A 26733-nucleotide genomic window follows, 5' to 3' on the forward strand; every position below is an offset into this window, starting at 1 on the left:
TCCCTTAAGAAAATATTGATATTTGCTGGTCTCAAGGGAATCAAAATAGAATAGGTTATTAAATACTCTGAAAAATTGCTGTGGCTTCTTGGTCTGTTACAGGACTAAAATCCATATAATAAGGTCCAATCGCGTGAAAGTTTTCGGGTTGCTCTAAAACCAATACTTCACTTACCAGTGGAGATTCTTCAATTTTTAATATTGCAGATAAGGGAGATACCGGTGCTGCAACCAATATATGTTTGGGGCTCTCTTGGTCGATGAGTTTGATGGTGGCCAATAGGGTGTTGCCCGTAGCTATTCCATCATCTACCAATATTACTGTTTTATTCTTAAGTGAGGTAGGCGATTTGTTTTTATAGTAAGCATCACGTCTTTCTTGGAGCAGATGTCTTATGTTTTCTGTCTCCTCCTCAATGTATTCTGGGGATATATCTCTTGCTCCTTCTCCTAGAACGATGCTTTTTAAGCTTACAGCCCCTATAGCATATTCTTTATTGAATGGATGGCCTATTTTTTTTGTCAATGCGATATCCAATGGTAAGTCCAAGGCCTTAGCAATAACAGCACCAATGGGGAGCCCGCCACGGGGAATGGCGATTACTACAGCATCCTTTCCTTTATAGTTAGCTAATTCTTCAGCTAATAGTTTTCCCGCTTCATCTCTATCTGTAAACATTTATTTTCAATTAATCCGTTAAATATTTTTTAAACCAATGAACAGACAAGGCTGTGACTTGTTCGAGTTTGCCCGGCTCTTCAAAAAGGTGGGTAGCTTCAGGTACGATTTCCAGCTTTTTAGTAGTGCTCATTTTATTAAAGACCAATTGGTTTAAGGGAATCACATTACTATCCCAGCCACCTACAATGAAAATTGTAGGCGACACCACTTTTGCTAATTCTCTGTCTCCTGCTAAATCAGGCCTTCCCCCACGGGAAACAATGGCGTTGATTTTATCACCTAAGCTTGCAGCAGCGTTCAGCGCCGAAGCTGCGCCCGTGCTAGCACCAAAATATCCTAATTTTAACTTTGAAATATTTTTTTGGGTATGTGTCCATTTCGATACTTTAATTAACCTTTCGGTCAGTAAGGAGATGTCAAATCTATTTTCATAAACTATATCTTCTTCTTCCGTTAATAGATCAAACAGCAAAGTGGAAAAGCCATTAGTGTTTAAATTATCAGCGACATAATTGTTTCTGGGACTTAATCGACTGCTACCACTTCCATGAGAAAATATGACCAAACTATTTGTATTATTAGGAATGGTTAATATTCCTTTTAAAATCACGGTGTCTATGGGGATATTGATCTCATGTGAAGTAAGGGCCATCTTTTTCTATTCTAAGGTTAAATAAGTCCAAAGAAATCATGCTTTTAAAGGTTTTAAAAGAAATTCTCTCATCAAAAAATATGATGTATGGTATATTGTTCATCCCTGAAAGTAAAGCTGTCTCCACTGTGCTTCCCCCTCATGACCTTGAATAAGGGGCTTTGGGTAGAAATACCATAATACCGTTTACCTTCCACATAAAACTCCTCAATACTTACGGAAATAAAGAAAGTCCCATGATTTGTTTCCACTACAGCACCCAACTCTGGACTATCATGTGTTTTGTTTAGGTTTTTCCCTAGGTAATTGAGCAGTTTTAATTCCTCTTCGGCAAATTCCAATGTGTCAAACACCGCATCGTATTCTTTTTTACTGGTATTCTTTTTACTAGCTCCGCTCATTTCTTGGGTTTCCAAATCTCTGGCTTGTATCAACTCCTCCAATCGGGATTTGAAATCTTTGATTAATGACTGTTGCTTAACCACACATGCTTCAAACATTTTTTGTTTGATTAGGATATTGTCTGTTGATGTCTTCATAATACTTAAAGTAAATACAAAATATCCTAAAGGGTAATAATTGGGGTCAGGGTATGTATATGATTTTCATCATGTTATGATTGTTTTGATGTCATGGAATTAAAGCCGTGATTTTTAGAAATTAAGGGAAACAAAGCATAAGGGGATCATGCTGATTATGGTAATGGGACTTCCTGGAACTGGAAAAAGCTACTTGGCTGCGAAGATAGCAAGAGCATTGGGTGCAGTGCATTTGAAAACCGATGTGATCAGGAAAGACTTGGGCCTTTCAAATCAATACAGCAAAAAAGATAAAATGAAGGTGTATAAGGAAATGGAGCGAAGGGCCAAGTTGATCTTAGGGAAAGGAGATTTTTTGGTTTTGGACGCAACATTTTACCTTATGGAAACCAGGAAGCCATTCTTTAATTTGGCTGCCAAACAACATGTTTCTTTAGTTAAATTATTGGTAGAAGCAGATGAGTCAGTGGTGTCAAAAAGGATGGCAATGACTCGGGAGGATAGTGAAGCAGATTTTGATGTTTATTTGAAAATAAAGGAAGTTTTTGATCCCGTTTTGCATCCCTATCTTTCTTTAATATCTCATCGCTCAAATATCAACGAAATACTACAACAAGCGCTTAACTATATCAAATTGGGAGAAGATAAAGCATAACGATATTAGTATTTTATTCATATAAAATCAATCAGCAATATTTCCTTTTTTGATGATGGCTATCATTAGCCTTTAGGGATGTCCCTTGTATATTTAATTAAGTGGTCTATAATGGATAACGCTATCATTTAAATCATAATGAATGGGGGAGGGAGTTAAATCTTATGGCTTTTAATTTCATCATGGGGCCTGTAAAAATCTATAGGCATATTGTTCTTCTTAGAGAAAATCCCAGAGTGACTTCAAGTTTTCGTGTTCTATTTGATAAGGAATAGTGTAATCGTTTTAGTAAACCCACAGTCATTCTAGGAATATTATCATATCTATATTTTTAATATTATGGAACAGGATAATTATATAGGTAAAGTTACTCGGGTAAGGGGGAGTGTGGTGGATATTAGTTTTAAGGATAGACTTCCCCCACTACACAGCGTGCTGTATGCTGGAATAAATTCCAATGTGATCATTGAAGTGTTATTGCAGCTGGATGCTCACCAGGTCAGGGGAGTTGCCTTGACACCTACTCAGGGACTTGCCAGAGGAATGCGGGTAAAACACCCAGAGAAATCTCTTGAAGTTCCTGTAGGAGATAATACCCTTTCCAGGATGTTTGATGTGTTTGGCAAAGCAATAGATGGACTCCCTGAGCCTAAAGATGTAGCTTGGCGTCCCGTTCTACAGGATCCTCCCAGTTTAGCGAGCAGGACCAATCGTTCGGAAATTTTTGAAACTGGAATTAAAACCATCGATGTACTGATGCCATTGGAAAGAGGGGGCAAGGCAGGACTTTTTGGAGGAGCAGGAGTAGGGAAGACCGTTTTATTGACGGAAATGATCCATCATTTAGTAGGGAAAAGTAAAGGTGTTAGCATTTTTTGCGGAATAGGGGAAAGATGCAGGGAAGGCGAGGAATTGTATAGGGAAATGAAAGCTGCTGGCGTCTTGCCTGGTATGGTACTGGTCTTCGGTCAGATGAATGAACCACCTGGAAATCGCTTTAGGGTGGGACATGCAGCCCTGACCATGGCAGAGTATTTTAGGGATGACCAGAATAAGGATGTTTTGCTTTTAATAGATAATGTTTTCAGGTTTATACAAGCGGGTATGGAGGTATCCGGTTTGATGGGACAAATGCCGTCTAGAATGGGGTATCAGCCTACTTTGAGTACAGAGTTATCCAAATTACAGGAAAGAATATCCAGTACAGATAAAGGTGCTATCACTTCCATACAAGCTGTCTATGTACCAGCAGATGATCTGACAGACCCTTCAGCAGTACATACCTTTAGCCACCTTTCTGCCTCCATTGTATTATCTCGAAAAAGGGCTGGGGAAGGATTATTTCCGGCCATTGATCCTTTGCACTCTGCCTCCAAAATGTGTAACCCTGAGATAATTGGTAAAAGGCATTATCAATTGGCGCAGGAAATACGTAAAAACTTGGCCCAATATGAGGACTTGAAAGACATTATTGCCATGTTGGGAACTGAACAATTGTCTCCAGAGGACCGCAAGACCGTAAATCGTGCCAGAAGGCTGGAACGGTTTCTAACGCAGCCATTTTTTACTACTGAAGTTTTCAGCGGCATTCCAGGAAAGGTTACTCCGTTGGAAGAAACTTTGAATGGGTTTGAAAGAATCTTGAATGATGAGTTTGCTGATGTACCTGAAAATCACTTATACATGATTGGGGGTATCAATGAGGCAATGGATAAGGAAAAAGAAAAACCTAATAATAGCAGTGAAGAAGGTTCCCTATATGAAGCTTAAGGTACTTTTACCTAATGAAGTAGTAGTCAGTGCCGATAATATAAGCCGGGTAGTGTTAGAAACCTGGCAGGGAGCTTATGGATTATTACCCAATCGCCTAGACGGTACGGCAGCATTGGCGCCAGGAATTTTAATGTATGAAATTCCAGAAGAAGGCGCTCAATATATAGCTGTCGGGGAAGGGATAATGGTAAAAACAGGAAATGAGGTTGTCATCTCCGTCAGAAGGTGCATCAGTGGGAAAAAATTGGGGGAATTACATCAGGCTATTGAAATCGAATTTGCCCATCATAGAGAGCATGAAAGTCGGATAAGAACGGCATTGGCTAAGCTTGAAAGCGGATTTATTAGGAATTTCCAGGAACTCCTTAAAACATGAAACCGGGGAATAATGAAAAGTTTAAGCAGACTGTTGCTGAAAAAGAAGGTCGAAAAATAAAAGCCCAAAAAGAACCGCTACGAAGTATTTGGTTTGGCTTTAGTCTTTTTGGGATTGTAGGATGGTCTGTAATGGTACCAGCTGTTCTAGGCGTATTGTTAGGGATTTGGCTGGATGCTAAGATTCCAGGTCAATATTCCTGGACCTTATCCTTATTGATTTTAGGGGTTGGGCTTGGAGCCATGAATGCCTGGTATTGGATCAGTAAAGAGGGTAAGGGAATAAAAGAAGATAGTAATCAGAAGGAGAAAAACTGAACAATAATGGAAGCGTTTATTATCATAATCCTTAAAATACTAGGGGGAGCTGCATTGGGCCTTGTTTTCTGGCTCGGCTTATTGTGGACTATTCAATATGGTCTCAGGTCAAAATACTATGCACTCCTGTTTCCTTTAAGTTTCTTTTTCCGATTGGCCATTACGGTGCTAGGATTCTATTATTTGGCCGAAACAAATTGGGTTAATCTCATGGTGGTCTTTTTGGGCTTTTTCAGTATTAGATTGGTCTTTTTGAGAAGGTTCAAGAACCCAATGAAATATAAAGTCAATGATGGAGAGGAGGTGAGCGATGAGGTTAAGTCCTGATGATTGGATATTCTGGGAATATGGAGTGTTCAAGTTAAATGCTACTATCGTGTTCACTTGGTTGATCATGTTCATCATAGTATTGGGATCTGTTTTGATCACCCGAAATTTGAAAAGAGGTATTAAAATTTCCAGCTGGCAATGTGTTTTGGAAATAATTATCCTTCAAATTCAAAAACAGATTAAGGAAATTGGGATGGCTAAGCCGGAAAAATACCTGGATTTTTTGGGAACACTGTTCCTCTTTATTGCTATCTCTAATTTGTTTACCCTTATTCCTGGATATGAACCACCCACTGGATCACTTTCTACTACAGCGGCTTTGGCATTGACAGTATTTGTGGCAGTGCCCGTTTATGGGGTGGCTGAATTGGGTTTCAAGAAGTACCTGAAATCCTACCAAAAGCCTAGCTGGCTAATGTTGCCATTTAATATTATCAGTGAATTGACCAGGACCCTTTCACTTGCGGTGAGGTTGTTTGGAAATATGATGAGCGGGGCCATGATTGTGGCCATTCTGATTTCCATAGTGCCCTTCTTCTTTCCGGTAATTATGGAAGTGCTGGGTTTGCTTACTGGAATGGTCCAGGCGTATATATTCAGCATTTTGGCGAGTGTGTATATAGCTGCTGCTACGCGGCGTGATGATATTTGATGTTTTATAAAATAAATATGGCATTATGGATGCGATCACAATGATAGGAATGGTATCAATTATTACGGCAGGTCTTACCACTGCCATTGGATGTATTGCCCCTGCATTGGCAGAGGGAAAGGCAGTTGCTTCAGCCATGAGTTCTTTGGCCCAGCAACCAGACGCTGCCTCGACCATGACCAGGACCCTCTTTGTAGGTTTGGCAATGATCGAGTCTACGGCGATCTATGCCTTGGTGGTGACCATGATCCTCATTTTTGCCAACCCTTTTTGGAATTATTTTATCACCAATGCCCCAGGCGGATAGGTTGTGCTGATAGATTGGTTTACCATATTGGCTCAGGCAATAAATTTCTTGGTTTTGGTATTGCTGTTAAAACGTTTCCTGTATCGACCAATACTCAAGGTGGTGCATGAAAGGGAGGAAAAAATCAGCCAAGAATTAGAAAAATCTGAAAAAGTATTAAATGATGCCAATAATGAGCTGAAGCACTATCAGGAGAAAAATGCGGAATTTGAACAAGAAAAGCAGGGAATGCTCCGGGAAGCAGAAGAAGAGGCAAGAAAGAAAAAAGAGGAACTCATAAAACTGGCGAGAGAAGAAGTAAAAATATTGAGTGAAAGATTAAAGAATTCCTTAGCTAGGGAACAGCGAGGACTTCAAGTCGAACTCCATAAAAAAATGGTCAGGGAAATTTTCCTTATATGCAAAAAGTTACTGAGCGAACTGGCTAATGTGGAATTAGAAGCCCTAATGGCCGAGGTCTTTTTAGAACGTATTAGCAATAAGGAGCATCAGGAGGATGGGGCGCTTTTTGAAGGTCTTAAGGCTAGTACAGGTCCAATAATCCTACAAAGTAGCTTTGAACTTCCAGAAAGCCTTAAGGAAAGTTTTAAAGAAAAACTGGAAGTATTGATCGGTCATGCTGTGAATTTGAAATTTGAAACCTCTACTGAAGATCTGAGTGGATTTTCACTTAAAACCCACAACTATCAATATAGCTGGAACTTGAAGGAATACTTGGAACGGTGGGAAGAAAAAGTCCAGGATACTTTGAAAACTGAAAATTTGGGTGGGGCGAGCCATGTAGAACCTAAAGACCAAGCGAATGGAAAATCTATATGATCCATTGTTCACGAATTTGGAAAAAATCAGGGCCGAATATGCTCCAGGTGTTATTAGCAAAGAAATCGGTAAGGTCAAAGCGGTTTACCAAGGGGTGGTTTTAGTAGATGGGCTGCCTGGAACTGGAAATGAGGAGTTATTGAAATTTCCTGGGGGACTTTATGGGATGGCCTTTAACCTGGATCCAGATGCCATTGGGGTAGTGTTGCTGGGTGAAATTAAGGATTTGCAGGTAGGAGATAAAGTGGAAAGGACAGGAAAGGTAGTAGATGTACCCGTTGGATCAGCCTTGTTGGGGAGGGTAATAGATCCCCTTGGATTTGCATTGGATAATAAAGGAGCAGTGGAACAAAGTTCCCGCTTGCCAGTTGAGAGGCCTTCTCCTCCGATTACAGATCGGGCTCCTGTAAGCAAGCCTTTGCAAACAGGAATTAAGGCTGTTGATGCTTTTATTCCTGTGGGAAGGGGGCAGCGCGAATTGATACTGGGAGATCGACAAACAGGCAAAACCGCCATAGCAGTTAATACAATTATCAATCAAAAGGATAAGAATGTTATCTGCATATATAGTGCTATAGGTCAGCAGGCTGCCTCGGTAGCCAAAACTTTGGCTATCTTACAGGCCCACCAGGCAATGGATTATACTATTGTGATGATCAGTCAAGGAAATGATCCGCCAGGCATGATTTATTTGGCACCTTATGCTGCTACCAGTATCGGGGAATATTTTATGGAAATGGGAAAGGATGTACTTATAGTTTATGATGATTTGACCCATCATGCGAGGGCCTATAGGGAGATTTCATTATTGCTGAGAAGACCACCCGGTAGGGAGGCATTTCCGGGAGATATTTTTTATATCCATGCCCGGTTACTGGAAAGGGCTACACAGCTTAAAAATGAAAGAGGAGGAGGAACATTGACCGCTTTACCGATTATTGAAACGGAAGGACAGAACCTTGCTGCTTATATTCCTACTAACCTTATCAGTATTACCGATGGTCAAATTTATCTTTCTCCAAAGCTATTTGAACAAGGGATGCTACCTGCGGTGGAAGTGGAAAAATCGGTCTCTCGGGTAGGGGATAAGGCTCAAAGACCTGCTTATAGAGGAGTGGCAGCCCAGCTTAAGTTAGCTTATATCCAGTTTAAAGAGTTGGAGATATTTATGCGTTTTGGTACCCGCATGGATGAGCAAACCAAGAAATATATAGCCCATGGGCAAAGGATTCAAGCATTTCTTTTTCAGAAGGAATTTGATCCCTTTTCCCTTCCAGAACAAATAATTTTGTTAAATGCGTTATCTGCTGGCTTTTTGGATCAGGTTCCTATGGGGAAGTTAAAACAAGCTGAGAAAACCCTTAGGGAAGCTGTTAAATTATTACCAGAAGATTTATTAAATAGGATAAATTCATCTGAACCCTTCTCCAAAAAGGACAGGGATATACTTCTGGAATTGGCCGATAAGTGGCTTAAAAGGTTCTATATCGAATAAAGTAATCATGAGTGAATATTTGGAAGTCATAGCAAATAAGATCAATAAGGCAGAAGAAATTTCTACCTTGGTGCGATCCATGAAGGCTTTGGCATCCACTAATATTAGACAATATGAACGGGCTATGGAGGCCTTGTCGGATTATTATAGGACCGTCCAGTTGGGCTTATCCATCAGCCTTAAGGAAATGCATCATTTCAACTTCCAAGATGGGGGCTTTATAAAAAGTAAAGCAGTTCAGATTTTGGTTTTTGGTTCGGATCAAGGGCTAGTAGGGCAATTCAATGAACAAATAGCTGAAAAAGTACTCGGTTTTTTTAATGATTTTCCAATAGATCGAAGTAAGATTTGGGCCGTTGGGGATAGGATCGCTGGCCATTTGATAGATCGCGATTTTGATTTGGAGGGGGTATTGGACATTCCTACTTCTGTACATGGAATCACTGACTTGGTTACGGAAATATTGGATACCATTCCATTAAGCACCATCTATGTTTTTTACAACCGGCCAGGATTGAAAAACTTTGTATTTCAGCCTTATCATGAGCGTTTACTTCCCTTGGACAAGGAATGGTTGGAAAAACTTGAGGAAGTCACTTGGCCAAGCAATAGGGTGCCTGAGGTTTTGGGAGATAGAGAAAAGACTCTCGGCCTATTGGTAAGGGAATACCTCTTTGTTTCCCTTTACAGGGCTTGCACTAGTTCCCTTACCAGTGAAAATGCAAGTCGCCTAGCTTCCATGCAAAGGGCCGAAAAGAATATCCGTGAATTTTTGGAAAACCTTCAGCAACGCTATCACCAAAAGCGACAGGAAGTTACAGACAATGAGTTGTTTGACCTGGTATCTGGCTTTGAAGCCTTGAAAGATGAACTCGATAAATCAAACTTGTTTTAAAAGAAGTTTTGGTTAGTTCAATTTTATGAGACATGCAATTTAAGCCTGATATAAATTTCTAAGAACTAGCACGCCCAAGTGAGCAGAATATCGGTTTTAGATGATGGATGTCATTCTATTAGTCCTTATTTAATAGGAGATTAAGAGAAAAAGTCATGGAAAAGGAAAATGAATTTAGTAAAGTTTCAGCTTCAAATGCCAAAGAGCAAGCTGAAAGAAATTGGGGGAAACTATATGATGAAGCAGCATACTTTAAGTCTAATATAGCTTTCATTGCAGATGAATTAAGCTTTTTCAAAATATTGATCAATAAATATTTTATTTGGTTGAACGCTCCGAAGTTTCTCGCTAGGAACCGTTATTATGTAGAGACTATGTCCACTATAGAAAAACGACAATTGAATTTAAGTAAACGGTTGAAAAAGCACATGAGTGATATAAGTGGACAATTAAAAAACAATAAGGAAAATCCTTCCCAAGAAATTATTGAGGACCATTTGGAATTAAAAATTATGGAGGAAGAGCTAGTTAAGGAAGTTCGCTTATTGAAAAAGGATATATTCGACTTGACCGAAAAAAGTTTGGAAGATATAAAAGGAGGCCATTTGCTAGGATAGAAAACAATGCGGCTAATTATACGGATTTTGAAATAAGAAGCTAGGTTATACATATTGAGGACATTAATTAGAAGATTAATTTTGCCATATCTTCAAAAATTGGCCGCTTGAAAAATACTTTAAATTAGTAATTATAGGATTTAAGGATAAGGCGATGAAATCACTTAAAGTTAGCAGTCCTGTATTCGAGCAAGGGCAAATCATTCCTGACATGTATACCTGTCAGGGTAAGGATATCAATCCACCAATTGAAATTGGTGAAATCCCAAATGAGACACGAAGCCTCGCAATTATTGTGGATGATCCGGATGCCCCAAATAAGACATGGCTTCATTGGTTGGTATGGAATATTGCTCCTCATGAATCGATCAGAGAAGATACCGTACCCGGTATTCAGGGAATGAATGATTTCAATAGGATAAACTATGGTGGACCTTGCCCTCCTTCGGAAATTCACCGTTATTTTTTTAAGGTTTATGCCTTGGACCAATTATTGGAATTAGAAGAAGGGGCAAGTTTAAAAGAGCTAAATATGGCGATGAAGGATCATATTATTGCTTATGGAGAGCTTATTGGAAACTATAAGATGGCTGAATAAAAAGAATCCATTCAACACTAATTTTTATGAAGGCTTTTGTGATTTCAGGAAAAGTTGATTTGAATAAGGAAAGGAATCCTCTTAAGGAAGTAGATCTTCCTAAGCCAATAATCAATGAAGACGAAATTTTGATCAAGGTTTCCTGCTGTGGCGTTTGCCATACTGAATTGGACCAATTGAAGGTAGGACACCTCCTTCGCGTTTTCCAATGGTTCCTGGTCACGAAGTAGTTGGAATAATTGAAAAATGTGGTGCTAAGGTGAGTACTTTTAAACCAGGTGATCGGGTAGGTGTGGCTTGGATATTTTCATCATGTGGTAAATGTGAATTTTGTAAGGCTGGTTTAGAAAATTTATGTTTCGAATTTAAAGGGACTGGTCGGGATGAAAACGGTGGCTATGCTGAATTTATGCGAGTTCCTGCTGAATCAGCTTGTTTCATTCCTGATGTTTTTACGGATGAAGAGGCCGCACCATTAATGTGCGCAGGAGCTATCGGATACCGATCTTTCCATTTGACTGGACTTGAAAATGGTCAGCCTCTGGGCTTGATGGGATTTGGTGCTTCAGGTCATTTGGTATTGAAAATGGTAAGGGAATTAATGCATGATACAGAAGTACTGGTATTTACCAGAACCATTGAAGAACAGGAATTCGCAATATCTTTGGGAGCAAAATGGGCAGGAGGTATTGAAGATAATCCTCCGTTTTTGCTAAATGCCATTATTGATACCACTCCCGTATGGAAAACGATGGTTCAGTCTTTATTGTACCTTAAGCCTGGAGGGAGGCTGATCATCAATGCGATCAGAATAGAGCATTTAGACCAATCGGCCCTTGCAAGTATTGATTACGAAAAGCACCTGTGGATGGAAAAAGAAATTAAATCTGTGGCCAATATTACCCATAATGATGTAAAGGCATTTCTTGAATTTGCAGGCAAGGTTTCTTTGAAATCCGCAGTACAGAAATACCCCTTTGAAAGGGCCAATGAGGCCATATGGGATTTAAAGCACAAGCATGTTCAAGGAGGAAAAGTACTTGTTTGGTAAATATCATTAATTCCTCCGAGAAAGAGAATAGAAAGACTTTGAGAGCAATTACTCAATCAACGTATGCCATTCAATTTTTTAATGAATAGCATCTAAGTTCACCACTTTTTCAGCAAGCGCACTAAGGTGTTGGTCGACAGTTTTTTCCTCCTGTAGACTTAAGTGAAGCGCTTTTTTTGAATCATCCAAATTTAACTCTTTGGCATAAGTGGAAAGGATTCCATAGCTGGCAATATTATAATGATTATAGTGCTGGATAGAGGCGATGATACCTGCATCCCTAGCTGCTGGGTCCGTGCATCTTTGGGCCAGTTCAATGGCTTCTTGAATAAGGCCTTTTACGGCTAAATTTTCTTCTCCATGCCTGTTTCGGTTCAAGGAGTTGAAAATATGATCAATGCGTTCCATTTGATTTCTAGCATGTCCAATATGAAAATCAATGGCTTCCTGCAAACTGCTATTGCTAGTCTTATCTCTGAGTTTTGGATAGGTCTCAAATTGTTCTCTGGTAGCGTGATATTGTTCCTTTAATTGTTCAAAGAACAGTTCCTCTAGGTTGTGTATGCTTTTCATGATTTATAAAATTTGGCCTTTGTTGATTTAACAAAGATGGGTTTAACATATAATTAAGTTAATTGATTATCTCCCCATAAATAATAAGCTAAATTGTGTGATACCTATGATTCTGGTCATTACTAAATATTGAAGTCTTCAATACCTTTATTTCATGGAAGAAATTGTCAGAATACATGTCAAATTGCTGTCCAAGGAGACAGGGAAGCCTTTAAGCGGTAAAGCTTATAGGGTGAAATTTTATGATAAGGATGCTTTCAAGGATGATTTGTTGGGTGAATCGGACTTAACGGCCCAAGGCATGGCAATTTTATCCATTAGCAAGAAGGATTATACTTCTCTGGATTCTCCTTTTGAGGAGCACCCGGATATTTATTTTGTATTGTACAAGGAGGGAAAAGAAATATATAAAAGTCCTGTGGCCGAGAGTGTTCATCTGGAGGATCAATTAGGTTATCCTGATACCCTCGGATTGGATTTTGATATGGGATCTTTTTTGGTTTAAATTAAACCAATAACCCTTAGTTTTTATCAATAAAGGAGGTATAGGCCATTGGATGGATTTTCAAAAACAAACAAATCTTTGGATTTCTCCTCAGTTCGAAATGACAAATTTTGAGACCGCCTCTTTTCATGCTTATGAATCAGTGAAGGGTGCGCTACGCTGGATTTATTAAATAAGCAGGTGAGACATCAAAATCTTTAATTTGGATGATTTCCATCATTCTATGTTCTTATCAAGTTTTCTAATTTGATAATGATAAGCATTGGGGACATATTCCATTTGTCTGCCTCCCTAAAGTACAGTAATGATTTTTCCTTGAACTAAGTCGAAGGTAATTTTGATGCTTGTAATAGAGGTGGATTCGTTGCTGCTTTATTTTAAACGGTAAAATGTTTATTTACTAAAAAGGAGTAGGATTTGGATCAATTAAGTAGAGGGTCCCAATGGTTTATTTAAATCTATAGCAATTCCATTTTGTCATGGTAAATCCAAACCTCACAGATTATAGTAAGACCTACAAGGCTTTTGATTGGGAGAAGGAAAGTCAATATTTTAATGGACCTTCAGCTGGATTAGGACTTAATATTGCCCACGAAGCGGTTGATCGCCATGCAAATGGAGGATTAGGGGATACCACAGCCATTCGTTTTGTGCGAAAAGATCAAAAAAGGGAGAACATCAGTTATGTTAAGCTTCAAGAACTGACCTCAAGATTTGCCAATGTTTTGGATCGTTTAGGGATTGCTAAGGGGGAAACGGTGTATTCGCTTTTGGGACGGGTTCCGGAATTATATATTACTGCCTTGGGGAGTTTAAAAAGGCTAGCGGTTTTTTGTCCTTTATTCTCTGTATTTGGTCCAGAACCAATTTTCCAGCGACTTTCAAAAGGAGAGGCTTCCCTATTGGTGACGAACAAATTGTTTTATGAAAAAAAGGTGGAAAAACTCATCGACCGATTACCTCATCTGAGGTACATTTTCTTGATAGACGTGGAAGAAGATTTGTCCAAAAAGGTATTATCCTTTGATCGATGGATGAAAAAAGCTTCTTCCTCATTCAGTATTCCATTTACTTCTCCTGAAGACCCTGCGCTTCTCCATTTTACCAGTGGAACTACTGGTATGCCCAAGGGGGCACTTCATGTACATAAAGCAGTTTATACGCATTATTTAACAGGAAAGCTGGTTTTAGATTTTCATAAAAATGATGTGTTCTGGTGTACGGCAGACCCCGGTTGGGTAACCGGAACATCTTATGGGATTATTTCACCTTTGGTTAACGGAGTTACCAGTATTGTGGATGAGCAGGAGTTTGATGCCATGAGATGGTATCAAATCCTCGAAAAGGAGAAGGTGAATATTTGGTATACCGCCCCCACGGCCATCCGGAGATTGATGAGGACCGAAATGGATCCCAAAAAGGAGTTTGACTTAAGTAAATTACGTCTAGTGCTTAGTGTAGGAGAGCCATTGCATGCTGCTGAGGTGATATGGGCCCAGCAGGCATTTGGAGTACCTGTTTTGGATAATTGGTGGCAAACGGAAACAGGAGGAATTATGATTGCCAATTACAGAAGTATGGAGGTAGCGCCAGGATCCATGGGGAAACCTTTGCCTGGGATAGAAGCTGCAGTGGCGGAGATTGATGGAGATGGCATTGAATTGATTACGGATACTGAAGCCCAAGGGCATTTGGTTTTGAAAAAAGGCTTTCCTTCTATGTTCAGGGCCTATCTGCATGAGCAGGAACGTTATAATAAATGTTTCATAGGGGATTGGTATATCACAGGTGATTTGGCTAGAAGAGATCGCAAGGGCTATTTCTGGTTTGTGGGCCGGGCTGATGATATTATCAAGACTTCTGGGCATATGGTGGGACCTTTTGAAGTGGAAAGTTCTCTGATGAAGCATCCTTCTGTGGCAGAAGCAGCGGTAATAGGTAAGCCTGAAGCATCGGTTGGTGAGATGGTAAAAGCTTTTGTGGTTTTGAAAGAGGGGGTAAAGGAGAATAGCGAAACCAAACTGGATATTATTGGTTTTGCCCGAAAGGAATTAGGGCCAGCTGTAGCGCCCAAGGAAATAGCATTTGTGCAGCGATTGCCCAAAACCCGGAGCGGGAAAATTTTGAGAAGACTTTTGAAAGCCCGTGAGCTGGGATTACCTGAGGGTGATCTTTCAACCTTAGAACCTAGTTAGTTGACTTGTTTTAATGCCAATATAAACCCCATAATTAACTTGAACCCTTATAAATATGAAACGTAATCCTTCCCGAAAAAAAAGTTCATCAGGTGAAGAAGAGCGAGCTTTACTCTCTAAAATGATGCTCATTAGAAAGTTTGAGGAAAAAGCAGCTGAACAATATACCAAAGAAAAAATCAGGGGGTTTTTACATTTATATATTGGAGAGGAGGCTGTGGCTGTGGGAGTCATTCAGGCCTTGTCCGAGGAAGATAATATTTTATGTACCTATCGGGAACATGGACATGCTTTGATGAGAGGATTGAATCCAGGAGTCATTATGGCGGAAATGTATGGAAAGGTGGAGGGGTGCAGCAAAGGAAGAGGGGGTTCCATGCATCTGTTTGATGTAGATAAGCATTTTTTTGGAGGAAGTGCCATAGTTGGAGGACACTTGGCCATGGCAGTGGGATTGGCATTGGCTTCTAAGAAACAGAAAAAAAACAATGTAACCTGTTGCTTTTTTGGAGAAGGTGCTGCAGCTGAGGGAGAATTCCATGAAGCGATGAACCTAGCAGCTTTATGGAAGGTGCCTGTATTGTTTGTTTGTGAAAACAACCTTTATGCAATGGGGACAGCATTAAAGTATACACATGCTATGCAGGATTTGGAAAAAAAAGGTGCTGCTTATGGAATTCCTTCTGTGGCGGTGGATGGTATGGATATTATTGCTGTCAAAAAGGCTGCAGAAGAGGCCATCAATTATATCAAAGAAAGTGGAATGCCTTATTTCTTGGTTTGTAATACCTATCGGTTTAGGGCTCATTCCATGTTTGATGCTGAACTATACCGGGATAAAAAAGAAGTGGAAGAATGGAAGAAGAAAGATCCCATTATCAATTACCATCAGGTTTTAAAAAGGAAACGACTAATCACAAAGGTGCAATATGATCAAATAGAAGCCCAGATTAAAGAGGAGATCGATAAGGCGGTTTCATTTGCCGAAAAAGGGAGCTGGGAAGCAGTAGAAGACCTTGGAAAGTTCGTTTACAGTGAATGACAATGATCTTTTAGATTAATTATCAATAGCATGGGAGAACAGGGTGAATGTTTCTAATTAACTACTCCACTATAATAAAGGAAAATGGCAGATGAGAATACCCATAAAATAACCTATCGAGAAGCTTTAAAACAGGCTCACTGGGAAGCCTTGCGGGATGATGATCGAATATTTCTTATGGGGGAGGATGTTGGTCGTTATGGAGGAGCTTTTGCCGTAAGTAAAGGCTTATTAAAAGAGTTTGGTCCTGAAAGGGTCATGGATGTGCCCTTGTCCGAATCTGGTTTTGTGGGAGCAGGTATTGGATCAGCGATGGCTGGGATGAAGCCCATCGTGGAAATCATGACCGTCAATTTTAGTTTATTGGCCATGGACCAGATTATCAATAATGCAGCTACCTTACTGCATATGTCAGGGGGACAGGTGAATGTTCCCTTGGTGATCAGGATTGGTTGTGGGATAGGCCGGCAATTAGCAGCACAGCATTCTCATAGTTGGGAGCCTTTTTTCGCTCATGTACCGGGATTGATTGTATTGTCAGTGGGCACTCATGAGGATGCTAGAGGAATGCTTGCTGCATCACTGAAAAGCCCTGACCCAGTAGTTATGTTGGAATATACTTTTATGTTGAATAGGGAGGGGGAAATCCCTGCTGATCCTTTTACGGTGGACATTAGTAAAGCAAAAGTAAGAAGGGAAGGCAGGGATATAAGCCTGATAACATATGGTAATGGGGTATATAAATGCTTGGAAGCGGCTGAAAGGCTTTTTGAATTGGGCATTGAAGTGGAGGTGCTTGATTTACGGGTATTAAGGCCCTTGGATGAAGAGAGTATTCTTTCGACTGTCAGCAAAACGCATAGAGCCATAGTTGTAGAGGATGCTTGGAAATCGGTGGGGATAGCTTCGGAGGTTTTGGCCAGAATTAGTGAAAAGGCCTTTTTTGAATTGGATGCTCCTTTGTATCGACTTTGCGGAGCAGAAGTTCCTATCCCATATCCCAAACACCTTGAAGACGCATCTGTTCCCCAAAGTGAGGATATTATTGTTGCAATAAAAAAAATATTAGGCCATGATAGCGTTTAAAATGCCCAGTTTAGGGGCGGATATGGAAGCGGGTACCTTAGTAGAATGGAGGAAAAGTGTAGGGGATCAGATAAGTCATGGAGATATCATTGCTGATGTGGAAACCCAAAAAGGCTTGATAGAAATTGAAGTCTTTGATGATGGAATAATTGAACGATTTATGGTTGAGGAGGGGGCGAAAGTCCCTGTGGGAACCGTTTTGGCAATGATCAGACCAGTGGATGAAAAACCACAAAAATTAGAAGTGTCCGAAGCACCTGAAGAAATAAAGAAAAAAAGCGTTGAGCAAGCCCATCAGACTAATGCAAAACGGCTAAAGATTACTCCTCTAGCGAAACGAATGGCTACAGACAATAAAATTGATTATGGCAAATTAAAGGGGACTGGTCCAGAAGGGGAAATTGTGAAAAAGGATGTGGAAAAGGCCATTGAAGAATTGGCAGTGTCAGGGACCTCTCCCAAGGTATCACCTATTGAAAAGCAGCCTATTCCCTCTAGTACTAGTCAAATTAATGTGCCATCCCAAAAGTCGATTAGAGCAGCCGTAGCAGCGGCGATGACTAAGTCCAAGAGAGAGATTCCTCATTACTATTTAGAGAAAAAAATTGATATGAGTAAATCCTTGGACTGGTTGAGAAAAACAAATGAGGATAGGCCCATCCAAAAAAGGTTATTATCAGCAGTACTTTTCATTAAGGCAGTAGCCAGTTCAATTGAAGAAGTTCCTGAAATCAATGGGGTTTGGGAAGATGAGCTAGTGATAAAAAATGAGATCAATATTGGTTTTGTACTGTCCTTAAGGGGAGGTGGAATTATTGTGCCTGCCATTAAAAACGCTGATTTGAAAAGTATTGATGAGATCATGGAATGGCTTAATGAAATAATTCCCAGAGCAAGGGCTTTTAAACTACGGAGTTCCGACTTATCAGAGGCTACAATTACCCTTACCAGTATTGGAGAAGGAGGTGCTGATAAGGTGTTTGGAATTATTTATCCCCCCCAGATAGCAATTATAGGATTAGGAAATGTCATAGATGAGGCCATTGTAGAAAATGGAATGGTTGGGATTCGTCCAGTACTTCATGCTACATTGGCCGGGGACCATAGGGCTACTGATGGACTTGTCGGTAGCCGATTCCTGGATGCTCTTAATAAAAACTTACAAAATCCTGAAGAATTATGAAGGAAGCAGAAATATTAAATATTGTTTATGGTTTATTAAAACAGGTGGCACCGGAAACTGATCCAAGCAGTTTGACTTTAGATGAAAACATTAGAGAGTCCTTAAATATAGACTCTTATGATGCCCTACAGTTTATAGTTGCCTTGAGTGAGAAATTGGGAGTGGATATCCCTGAAAAGGATTATGGTCAGACGGGCAATTTGAAAAACCTACTGATTTATTTAGAAAAAAGACTCCATTGATAGTGATTTTATAATGAAATCAATAGTTAAAGGATAGAATGATTGAAAATGAATACGGCTCAATAAGTATCAATTTATAAGTAAAAGAGATTCTCTATCCTCTTTACCGACTTTACCGTATGGGATTTTTTAAACCTGACCTTCCTACTCTTTGTCTTTATTTCTAATTTATTATTGTATTTCAAGGGGGGTATTGTAAGTAATTGTTAATCAGTGATAAGTATCATTGAAAGCTGAGGTTTTTATCATCTGAATTTCTCTCGTTTTTCCTTAACATTATAGGGAAAATAGAATGGATAATCTTAATACCCTTAGGGGAAAATAATGAGAATTGCACAAGTAGCTCCGCTGTATGAAAGTGTACCTCCTAAAACCTATGGGGGTACAGAAAGGGTGGTTTCTTATCTCACTGAAGAATTAGTTAGAAAAGGCCATGAAGTAACACTTTTTGCTTCAGCCGACTCCAATACTAATGCTCGATTTATACCTGTAGTAGATGAATCTTTACGTTTGAGTGAAAAGTATACTGATCCCTTGGTACACCATGTTTTATTATTACAAAAGGTGCTTGACCATATTCATGAGTTTGATATTGTGCACTACCATATTGATTACTTTCACTATCCCTTGAGTAGAATGTGTGGTTATCCTCAAATTTCAACTTTGCATGGGCGTCTGGATATTCCTGATCTACAATCCTTATACAGGGAATATGATGAAATGCCACTAGTGTCTATTTCAGATAACCAGCGATTACCATTAGCCTTTGCTAATTGGATATCAACTGTTTATCATGGGTTGCCCAATGAGTATGTCTATTTTCCAGATAGCGGTGATTATTTGGCATTTGTTGGCAGAATTTCTCCAGAGAAAGGCGTGGATCGGGCAATTAAGATCGCACAGCAAACCAATATTAAATTGAAAATTGCTGCAAAAATTGAAAAAGCAGATATTAATTATTTTGAAAATTCCATAAGGCCCTTATTGGATGATCCGCTTGTTGAATTTGTTGGGGAAATTCGAGAAGATCAAAAAGATAGATTTTATGGGAATGCAAAGGCATTATTATTCCCTATTGCTTGGCCTGAGCCTTTTGGATTGGTCATGATAGAAGCCATCGCCTGTGGTACACCAGTCGTTGCTTTTAATAACGGTTCGGTCCCAGAAATCATACGTCACGAAAAAACGGGGTTTATTGTTAATTCCATTGAAGAGGCAGTAAATGCCGTTAATAATATAGGGATAATTGAGAGGCGTAATTGCCGAAAAGATTTCGAGGAACGTTTTTTAGTGAGTCGAATGGCCAATGATTATTTGAAGGTCTATGAAATTGTTCTTGAGGAAAATTCAATGGTCCCGTTTTCCAATCAATTAATGAGGAAACAATGATTACAGAAAAAGAGAAACGATATGATATTTCGCCTTATGTTAATCTTGAAAAGATTGTATTAAACCAAGCGGATACTTTTGGCGTTTTTCATCCTTCCGGAGATATTATTTATATAAGTAATGGGGAACAAGGGCTTTACCATAAAGATACCAGATTTATATCTCATTATATTCTAAAAATCAATGGTTTCAATCCTGTGTTGCTTGGGGCATCTATCGGTGAGTCCAATGAAGTGTTGCATTCGGCTTTAACCAATCCCAAAATCAAGGGGACTGGTAGTACTATTCCTGCTGGAACCATTTCATTAAATAGAAGTAAATTTTTGCAAAAGGGTGAATGTCATGAAAAAATAGTTTTGACGAATCACAGTAATGAAGAATGCTTTTTGGATATTAACTTTTTTATCAGTAGTGATTTCCAAGATATTTTTGAGGTGCGTGGAATGGAAAGAGAGCAGAAAGGAAATAGGTACCCTTTCAGTACCAATGGAGACAATAGCCTTCATTTGGCTTATGAGGGGCTTGATAAAGTGACTCGAAAAACCATATTAGATTTTGAACCAAAACCCCAAATTATTGCAGAAAACGGTTTTGAATACAGGTTTTCTTTAGCTCCAAAAGCGAGCTTTGAAATCCATATCTTGATGCGTTTTGATATTAATGGCGAAATCATTGAAAAAAAACAATATGGGGAAGCCTTGATGGGCCTAATGAAGAATATTAATGAAACGAACCAGTATCTGGCGGAAATCACCACTAATAATGAGATATTTGATCATTGGATAAAACGGTCGAAGATTGATCTGATTTCATTGATGAATCTTACAGATTTTGGCTATTATCCCTATGCTGGAGTGCCTTGGTTTAATACCACTTTTGGTCGGGATGGAATAATCACTGCCTTTGAGATGTTATGGGCTGCGCCTGCAATCGCCAAGGGGGTCCTCTTATATCTTGCACATACGCAATCGAAGACCTTGGATGAACGGAATGATTCTGAGCCTGGAAAAATATTGCATGAAGCCAGGAGTGGTGAAATGGTGAATACAGGTGAAGTACCCTTTAAAAAATATTATGGAACCATTGATGCTACACCACTATTTATCATTCTTGCTGGCAAATATTTTAAGCGTACCGGAGATTTTACCTTGATCAAAAAGATTTGGGATAATATAAAAGCCGCTCTGGATTGGATTGATAATTATGGAGATATTGATCAAGATGGATTTGTAGAATATCAAAAACGTTCGGAATCAGGCCTGGTCAATCAAGGCTGGAAAGATTCCAACGATTCAATAAGCCATGAAGATGGGAGCTTGGCAGAACCACCCATAGTGCTATGCGAGGTACAGGCTTATGTGTATGAAGCCAAGATTCAAGCTGGTTATTTAGCCCAGCAGCTTAATGATGGGGAAATAGCAGAAAGCTTGGTGAAGGAGGCAGAGATCCTTAAAGAAAAATTCAATAAAGCTTTTTGGGATGATAGAATAGGTTGTTACTGTTTGGCCTTGGATGCCAATAAAACGCCCTGCAAGGTGATTTCCTCCAATGCCGGTCAATGCCTGATTACGGGAATTGTAAAAGAAGAATATGTCCAACGGCTTACAGAGACATTATTCAGTAAAAAAATGTTCTCTGGTTGGGGAATCAGGACCTTATCAGCCAATGAAGTAAGGTATAACCCTATGTCTTACCATAATGGCTCTATATGGCCACATGATATCGCTTTGATCGCTTATGGATTGTCCAAGTATGGTAAAAGTGAGTATGCACTTAAAATATTTAAATCATTGACCGATTTTTCTATGTTCGGAGATTCTTTCCGTTTGCCTGAACTTTTCTGTGGATTTGATAGGGTAGAAGGCGAAGGTCCTATAGCCTATCCAGTAGCTTGTTCCCCCCAGGCTTGGTCAGTGGCCGGATTATATATGTTATTTCAATCTATCCTCGGATTGGAAATAGATGCAGTCAATAAAGTATTACATTTTAAACAAACCTTATTACCTGATTTTATTAATGCTATGACCATTAGGAATTTGAAGCTGGGTGATGAAAGTGCTCATATTGAATTGGTTCGCCATAAAACAGATGTGGGGATCAATATAGTAAGCAAAGGGGATGATTGGGAAGTGATTGTGATCAAATAGTTTTAAAATGTCCTGACTTTTTTAGCTTTATGGAAGGGCTTGAAATTGCGCCTTTTTTTAAATACGAAAAGTCCAAATTGGGCATTTACTATGTTGTAGTGTGTCCTCAGTTATACTTCCATAAAATGCATGACTAAGTCCCTTTCTCACATGGGTAGACATGGCGATCAAATCAATTTTATGTGATGATTGAAATGCTATAATGCCTTTTTCTTCGGTCCAATGATTGGTGAAATATGGTTGGCAGTTTTGGAGGCGGTGATGTTTTACAAAATTGTCCAACTCCATCTTGCCTTCTGCTTCAGGTTGGAAGTGCATAGGAGTGTTGATTAGGAGCAGATGGATATGAGCATCAAAAAATGCTTGTAGTGCTTTGACTTTTTGAATAAAATTTTCCTGCCCCAATTCCAGATTTGATGGAAGGAGAATGTGTTTTATTTCGGAAACCTTAGCCTCATTTTCCAATGCTAAAACAGGAACATTTGATTTCCTAATGATTTTTTTTGTGATTGAACCAAAGAGAAAACCATCTAAGCCCTCATTTCCTGAAGTCCCCATAACAACTAGATCAATTCCTAGTTCTGCTATTTTTTCTAAAATGGCCGCTACTATACTTCCATTTGTACTGATGATCTTTGTGCTAATATTCGGTTTGGTTTGAAGCTTCGAATTGCTTAAAAGGTCCTTTTGTATGGATTCCTGCATTTCTTGGATAAAATTAAGGTTACCATCATGGCCTCTTAAATAAATAGTTTCATACATGGGAGAGGTATAGATTACATGAATTATAACTACCTCACCACCCGTTTTGCTAGCTATTTCAGCAGCAAAATTAAAGGCATTTTTTGCAGGTTTCGAAAAATCATATGGGACGAGGATTTTATTCATGGTCTATTTTGAAAATTGATGAATTTTTTAAGTTCATTATTGTTGCTTATTCTTACTATAAGAAGGAATTGATGAGTATTATTTTGCTACAAACCCTCCATCTACTGCCAAGGCATGTCCTGTAACAAAGGAAGATTGATCAGACAAAAGCCATAATACAGCATCGGCTATTTCTTGGGGCAAACCTAGGCGACCTATAGGTTCCATATTCTCAAATTCTTTCAGTACTTTTTCATCATTTCCGGTAAATCGATCTATCATAGCTGTTTTAATTACACCAGGACATACAGCATTTACCCTGATACCTTCTTGGGCATATTCCAAAGCAGCGGTTTTAGTTAGGCCTATAACGCCATGTTTGGAGGCCACATAGGGAGCGATATTGGCGAAGCCCACCAGGCCTGCGACAGAAGAGTTATTGACAATAGCTCCTTTCCCATTTTTTAGCATATGCTCTATTTCATATTGCATACAAAGCCAAACCCCTTTAAGATTGGTGTTGATGACCTTGTCCCAATTGTTTTGGGTGGATTCATGGGTGGGAGCAGAAAGGCCTTCGATACCGGCATTATTAAATGCATAATCCAGCTTTCCAAAGGTTGCTATCGACTTGTTTATTAAGTTCATCACTTGCTGATCATTGGAGACATCACAAGAAATAAAGATGGTTTTACCACCTGACTTCTTTACCAATTCTTCTGTCTCCTTACTTTCTGATAAATCAGCTATTACCACATTGGCACCGGCTTTCCCAAGGCTAATAGCTGTAGCATGACCAATACCACTGTTGCCTCCGGTGACCAATACAGTTTTGTTTTTGAGAGATTCATACATGACAGTTCTATTTTTAGGTTTATATGTTCAAGGAGGTTTTTTGATGTTTCTTTTCTGCTTTCGTAATATTTTCTATTCCGCTTATCAGGGCATCTGGATTAAAGGAGATACTATCTATTCCCTCTGAAACCAAAAATTGGGTGAATTCAGGGAAATCACTGGGAGCTTGACCACATAGGCCTACTTTAATGCCATTGGAATGGGCTGCCTGGATCAGTTGAGATATCATGCTTTTTACGGCTTGATTTTTTTCATCAAATAAGTGATGAATGATCGTGGAATCCCTGTCTACCCCAAGTACCAATTGGGTAAGATCATTTGAGCCAATGGAAAAACCATCAAACAGGCCCGCAAATTCATTGGCCAATATGGCATTACTGGGAAGCTCGGCCATTACATATATTTCTAGTCCATTTTTGCCTCTTTCCAAACCAAAATGTTTCATAGTTTCAAGCACTTTTTTACCTTCTTCTGGGCTGCGGCAAAATGGTATCATTATTTTAATATTGGTCATTCCCATATCGTCCCTAAGGATTCTGATGGCCTCACATTCCAGGGCAAAGCCTTCTCTATAATCCACGTGGTAATATCTGGAAGCTCCCCTGAACCCTAGCATAGGGTTTTCTTCATCAGGTTCGAAATTTTTTCCGCCCAATAGCCTCGCATATTCATTACTTTTGAAATCACTCATCCGCACGATGACTTCTTTGGGATAAAATGCGGCCGCAACCAATCCCAAATGTTGGGAAAGGGTAGCAGTGAAAAAGTTCTTTTTGTTAGTATAATAGGCTGTTTTCTTTTCGATTTCCTTTTTTTCCGGTCCTTCTGGCAGATCATTGAATCGTGCCAAAGCGATGGGATGAATGCCTATGACATCTGCCACTATAAATTCCATTCTTAGTAGGCCTACCCCTAGGTTTGGATAGTTGGATAGGCGGAAAGCTTGAAAAGGGTTGGCCAAAATGAATTTAGGTTCGGTTTTGGTGTTGATATCTTTCGATAGCGTAACTTGTTTTTCCTCCCATTTGATTTCACCATCATATATATAGCCTGTATCCCCTTCAATGCAGGAAACAGTGATGAGTTGCCCATCTTTTAATTTTTTAGTAGCATTTTGAGCGCCTACCACGGCATGTATTCCCAGTTCTCTGGCTACTATGCTGGCATGACTGGTTCTTCCTCCTTTGTTGGTGACTATGCTTACCGCTTTGCGAAGCATGGGGTTCCAGTCAGGACTGGTGATGTCTGCAACAATAATATCCCCTTCTTGCACTTTATGTTCATCCTGAAGACTTTGTACCAATCTCACCCTCCCTGAAATAATAGACCTACCTACGGCAGTTCCTGAACAGAGAGGCTTTGGTTTTGATAAGAGTTTAAATTCCTTTTCCTGTATTTTATTTTTGTCCTTTTGGGAATGAATGGTCTCTGGCCTGGCCTGAACAATAAAGATTTTCCCGGTATTACCGTCTTTTGCCCATTCAATGTCCATCGGCATCTTATAATGCTTTTCAATTTGATAACAATCCATACCTAATTTTTTGACTTCTTCATCAGAAAGGGAAAAGCTATTCTTTTCTTCTTTGGTGCACGGAATGTTTTTAATTGGCTTAGAGTTGTTTTTAGTATAGACCATTTTGTGTTGCTTAAACCCCAGCTTTTTGTAAAGTATTTGGGCTTTATTTTGAGCCAGAAATGGTTTGAAGAGATAAAATTCATCAGGATTCACCGCACCCTGTACAATATTTTCTCCCAATCCATAAATGGAAGTGATATAGATGACATTTTCAAAACCACTTTCTGGATCTAGAGTAAAGGCTATGCCGGCAGCTCCAATATCCGATCTGACCATTTTTTGAACCCCTACAGAAAGTGCCACTTTCATATGATCAAATCCATTGTCAATTCTGTATTTAATGGCTCGATCATTAAAAAGAGAAACATAACAGGCATGGACAGCTTCGATGAGATTTTTTGTGCCACTAATATTTAGAAAACTATCATGCTGACCTGCAAAACTTGCGGAAGGAAGGTCTTCTGCTGTAGCACTACTGCGCACAGCAAAAGTATCCCCATTTTGGTTGAGTTGATGGTAGTTTTCGATTATGGCAGTGACGATTGATTCCGGGAATTTGCCTTGGGCAATTATTTTTCGACAATTTTTCCCGATTGCTGCAAGATTACTTAATCCTTCGCTATCCAATTGGCCCAATTGTTCAATAAGCAGTGGCTCTAGTAGATTGGCGTCAATAAATTCTTGATAGGAAGTGGCCGTAATGGCAAAGCCCTCAGGGATATTGATTCCCAATGGTTGAAGTCTTTGTGTCATTTCTCCCAGAGAGGCATTTTTCCCTCCAACTTTCTGTACGTCTTTATTTGAAATTTGAGAGAAAGGGATGCAATATGAAAGCGAGGATGTTGCCATACGAAAATTGGTTTATTGATGAAGTTTAACCAGGTTGTTATATTTAGAAAACCTTTAACAATAGAGTTATAATACAGGCGAATTCTTTCATTATTGATTCAATCTAATACCATTTTATCCTATAAAAAATGATGGTAATTGTTCTTTGGGATGATCAGTATCATGCTATTAAAACGAGCCGCTTAGAAATTGGATATCAGTTCGTTTCACGATGATTTTATTGGTTGTTGAAGGTGTGAGTGAAAAAACTATATCGGTGGAGTGAGGGTAGACAGCATTAGCCAAAGTAAAAAAATCCACAAACTATTTATGCTCTAATGGAGTAGACATATGTGTTAAGCTTGAATATTTGGTCTCAGTAAAATAGGCAGTTTAAGAGATGAGTCAAAGCCTTGATTGTTAACTGCTTAAGTTATCTCAATAAACTGCCCATTTGGACTTATCAAACTAAGAGTTTTGATTAAGA

29 protein-coding genes are annotated in these 26733 nt (G+C 39.3%); 22 read left to right on the top strand and 7 right to left on the bottom strand.

Annotated features, from left to right (window positions below; all coding sequences use genetic code 11):
- Positions 1-58 precede the first annotated feature (58 nt).
- The 3 genes from H7U17_RS03630 to H7U17_RS03640 all read right to left on the bottom strand — a co-directional run bounded on the left by H7U17_RS03630 (position 59) and on the right by H7U17_RS03640 (position 1873).
- A complete protein-coding gene (locus tag H7U17_RS03630) occupies positions 59-679 on the bottom strand; it encodes a phosphoribosyltransferase (protein ID WP_186754969.1) in 621 nt (206 codons plus the stop codon).
- Positions 680-689: 10 nt separating this feature from the next.
- On the bottom strand, positions 690-1334 hold the full coding sequence (locus H7U17_RS03635) for a dienelactone hydrolase family protein (protein ID WP_186754971.1): 645 nt from the start codon (positions 1332-1334) through the stop codon (positions 690-692).
- A 71-nt stretch (positions 1335-1405) separates the two neighbouring features.
- A complete protein-coding gene (locus tag H7U17_RS03640) occupies positions 1406-1873 on the bottom strand; it encodes a hypothetical protein (protein ID WP_186754973.1) in 468 nt (155 codons plus the stop codon).
- Positions 1874-2021: 148 nt separating this feature from the next.
- Here H7U17_RS03640 and H7U17_RS03645 point away from each other — a divergent pair, with 148 nt between their 5' ends.
- The 14 genes from H7U17_RS03645 (at position 2022) to H7U17_RS03705 (ending at position 11758) form a co-directional block, all read left to right on the top strand.
- The gene (locus H7U17_RS03645; RefSeq protein ID WP_186754975.1) at positions 2022-2528 is read left to right on the top strand and encodes an AAA family ATPase; all 507 of its coding nucleotides are present in this window, start codon (positions 2022-2024) and stop codon (positions 2526-2528) included.
- Positions 2529-2867: 339 nt separating this feature from the next.
- Positions 2868-4298 carry a F0F1 ATP synthase subunit beta gene (gene atpD, locus H7U17_RS03650; RefSeq protein WP_186754976.1) on the top strand — a complete coding sequence of 477 codons (1431 nt, stop codon included), beginning with the start codon at positions 2868-2870 and terminating at the stop codon, positions 4296-4298.
- The gene (locus H7U17_RS03655; RefSeq protein WP_186754978.1) at positions 4288-4677 is read left to right on the top strand and encodes a F0F1 ATP synthase subunit epsilon; all 390 of its coding nucleotides are present in this window, start codon (positions 4288-4290) and stop codon (positions 4675-4677) included. The genes atpD and H7U17_RS03655 overlap by 11 nt, the downstream gene beginning before the upstream one ends.
- Positions 4674-4994 (top strand): AtpZ/AtpI family protein, encoded by a 321-nt coding sequence (locus H7U17_RS03660; protein ID WP_186754980.1) that lies wholly within the window; start codon positions 4674-4676, stop codon positions 4992-4994. Before H7U17_RS03655 ends, H7U17_RS03660 begins: the two co-directional genes overlap by 4 nt.
- A 6-nt stretch (positions 4995-5000) precedes the next feature.
- Positions 5001-5321 carry an N-ATPase subunit AtpR gene (locus H7U17_RS03665; RefSeq protein WP_186754982.1) on the top strand — a complete coding sequence of 107 codons (321 nt, stop codon included), beginning with the start codon at positions 5001-5003 and terminating at the stop codon, positions 5319-5321.
- A complete protein-coding gene (locus H7U17_RS03670; RefSeq protein WP_186754984.1) occupies positions 5305-5976 on the top strand; it encodes a F0F1 ATP synthase subunit A in 672 nt (223 codons plus the stop codon). The genes H7U17_RS03665 and H7U17_RS03670 overlap by 17 nt, the downstream gene beginning before the upstream one ends.
- Positions 5977-6001: 25 nt before the next feature.
- Complete coding sequence (locus H7U17_RS03675) at positions 6002-6283, top strand: F0F1 ATP synthase subunit C (RefSeq protein WP_186754986.1); 282 nt, start codon at positions 6002-6004, stop codon at positions 6281-6283.
- 27 nt (positions 6284-6310) lie between these two features.
- Positions 6311-7102, top strand: coding sequence for a F0F1 ATP synthase subunit B family protein (locus H7U17_RS03680; protein ID WP_186754988.1), 792 nt, complete (start codon positions 6311-6313; stop codon positions 7100-7102).
- A complete protein-coding gene (locus H7U17_RS03685) occupies positions 7086-8597 on the top strand; it encodes an alternate F1F0 ATPase, F1 subunit alpha (protein WP_186754990.1) in 1512 nt (503 codons plus the stop codon). Before H7U17_RS03680 ends, H7U17_RS03685 begins: the two co-directional genes overlap by 17 nt.
- 7 nt (positions 8598-8604) lie before the next feature.
- Positions 8605-9492, top strand: a complete 888-nt coding sequence (locus tag H7U17_RS03690) for a F0F1 ATP synthase subunit gamma (RefSeq protein WP_186754992.1) — start codon at positions 8605-8607, stop codon at positions 9490-9492.
- A 155-nt stretch (positions 9493-9647) separates the two neighbouring features.
- On the top strand, positions 9648-10109 hold the full coding sequence (locus H7U17_RS03695; RefSeq protein WP_186754993.1) for a hypothetical protein: 462 nt from the start codon (positions 9648-9650) through the stop codon (positions 10107-10109).
- A gap of 154 nt (positions 10110-10263) precedes the next feature.
- Positions 10264-10707: a YbhB/YbcL family Raf kinase inhibitor-like protein gene (locus tag H7U17_RS03700; protein ID WP_186754995.1), complete on the top strand. Its 444-nt coding sequence runs from the start codon at positions 10264-10266 to the stop codon at positions 10705-10707.
- Between the two features lie 26 nt (positions 10708-10733).
- Positions 10734-10937 (top strand): hypothetical protein, encoded by a 204-nt coding sequence (locus tag H7U17_RS20605; protein WP_230981252.1) that lies wholly within the window; start codon positions 10734-10736, stop codon positions 10935-10937.
- The gene (locus H7U17_RS03705; protein ID WP_230981253.1) at positions 10916-11758 is read left to right on the top strand and encodes an alcohol dehydrogenase catalytic domain-containing protein; all 843 of its coding nucleotides are present in this window, start codon (positions 10916-10918) and stop codon (positions 11756-11758) included. The genes H7U17_RS20605 and H7U17_RS03705 overlap by 22 nt, the downstream gene beginning before the upstream one ends.
- A 78-nt stretch (positions 11759-11836) precedes the next feature.
- Here H7U17_RS03705 and H7U17_RS03710 read toward each other — a convergent pair whose 3' ends face one another.
- Positions 11837-12331 carry a YciE/YciF ferroxidase family protein gene (locus H7U17_RS03710; protein WP_186754997.1) on the bottom strand — a complete coding sequence of 165 codons (495 nt, stop codon included), beginning with the start codon at positions 12329-12331 and terminating at the stop codon, positions 11837-11839.
- Between the two features lie 154 nt (positions 12332-12485).
- Between H7U17_RS03710 and H7U17_RS03715 the strand changes: the two genes are divergently transcribed.
- The 8 genes from H7U17_RS03715 to H7U17_RS03750 all read left to right on the top strand — a co-directional run bounded on the left by H7U17_RS03715 (position 12486) and on the right by H7U17_RS03750 (position 22120).
- The gene (locus H7U17_RS03715; RefSeq protein ID WP_186754999.1) at positions 12486-12836 is read left to right on the top strand and encodes a hypothetical protein; all 351 of its coding nucleotides are present in this window, start codon (positions 12486-12488) and stop codon (positions 12834-12836) included.
- Between the two features lie 479 nt (positions 12837-13315).
- The gene (gene acsA, locus H7U17_RS03720) at positions 13316-15031 is read left to right on the top strand and encodes an acetate--CoA ligase (protein WP_186755001.1); all 1716 of its coding nucleotides are present in this window, start codon (positions 13316-13318) and stop codon (positions 15029-15031) included.
- Between the two features lie 55 nt (positions 15032-15086).
- Positions 15087-16073, top strand: a complete 987-nt coding sequence (pdhA, locus tag H7U17_RS03725; protein WP_186755003.1) for a pyruvate dehydrogenase (acetyl-transferring) E1 component subunit alpha — start codon at positions 15087-15089, stop codon at positions 16071-16073.
- A gap of 84 nt (positions 16074-16157) precedes the next feature.
- Positions 16158-17159, top strand: coding sequence for an alpha-ketoacid dehydrogenase subunit beta (locus H7U17_RS03730; protein ID WP_186755005.1), 1002 nt, complete (start codon positions 16158-16160; stop codon positions 17157-17159).
- Positions 17146-18342: a dihydrolipoamide acetyltransferase family protein gene (locus H7U17_RS03735; RefSeq protein WP_186755007.1), complete on the top strand. Its 1197-nt coding sequence runs from the start codon at positions 17146-17148 to the stop codon at positions 18340-18342. Before H7U17_RS03730 ends, H7U17_RS03735 begins: the two co-directional genes overlap by 14 nt.
- Entirely contained in the window at positions 18339-18584 is a 246-nt protein-coding gene (locus tag H7U17_RS03740; RefSeq protein WP_186755009.1) for an acyl carrier protein, read from the top strand. Before H7U17_RS03735 ends, H7U17_RS03740 begins: the two co-directional genes overlap by 4 nt.
- Before the next feature lie 324 nt (positions 18585-18908).
- On the top strand, positions 18909-19973 hold the full coding sequence (locus H7U17_RS03745) for a glycosyltransferase family 4 protein (RefSeq protein WP_186755011.1): 1065 nt from the start codon (positions 18909-18911) through the stop codon (positions 19971-19973).
- Positions 19970-22120, top strand: coding sequence for an amylo-alpha-1,6-glucosidase (locus H7U17_RS03750; RefSeq protein ID WP_186755013.1), 2151 nt, complete (start codon positions 19970-19972; stop codon positions 22118-22120). Before H7U17_RS03745 ends, H7U17_RS03750 begins: the two co-directional genes overlap by 4 nt.
- A 57-nt stretch (positions 22121-22177) precedes the next feature.
- On the opposite strand, the gene H7U17_RS03755 is transcribed toward H7U17_RS03750, so the two are convergent.
- From H7U17_RS03755 to ppsA, 3 genes are all read right to left on the bottom strand, one after another.
- Positions 22178-23008, bottom strand: a complete 831-nt coding sequence (locus tag H7U17_RS03755) for a universal stress protein (RefSeq protein ID WP_186755014.1) — start codon at positions 23006-23008, stop codon at positions 22178-22180.
- Positions 23009-23086: 78 nt separating this feature from the next.
- Entirely contained in the window at positions 23087-23842 is a 756-nt protein-coding gene (locus H7U17_RS03760; RefSeq protein ID WP_186755016.1) for an SDR family oxidoreductase, read from the bottom strand.
- Positions 23843-23861: 19 nt separating this feature from the next.
- Complete coding sequence (gene ppsA, locus H7U17_RS03765) at positions 23862-26267, bottom strand: phosphoenolpyruvate synthase (protein WP_186755018.1); 2406 nt, start codon at positions 26265-26267, stop codon at positions 23862-23864.
- Positions 26268-26733: the final 466 nt, after the last annotated feature.

This window comes from Echinicola salinicaeni, from assembly GCF_014280965.1.
Taxonomy (GTDB): domain Bacteria; phylum Bacteroidota; class Bacteroidia; order Cytophagales; family Cyclobacteriaceae; genus Echinicola; species Echinicola salinicaeni.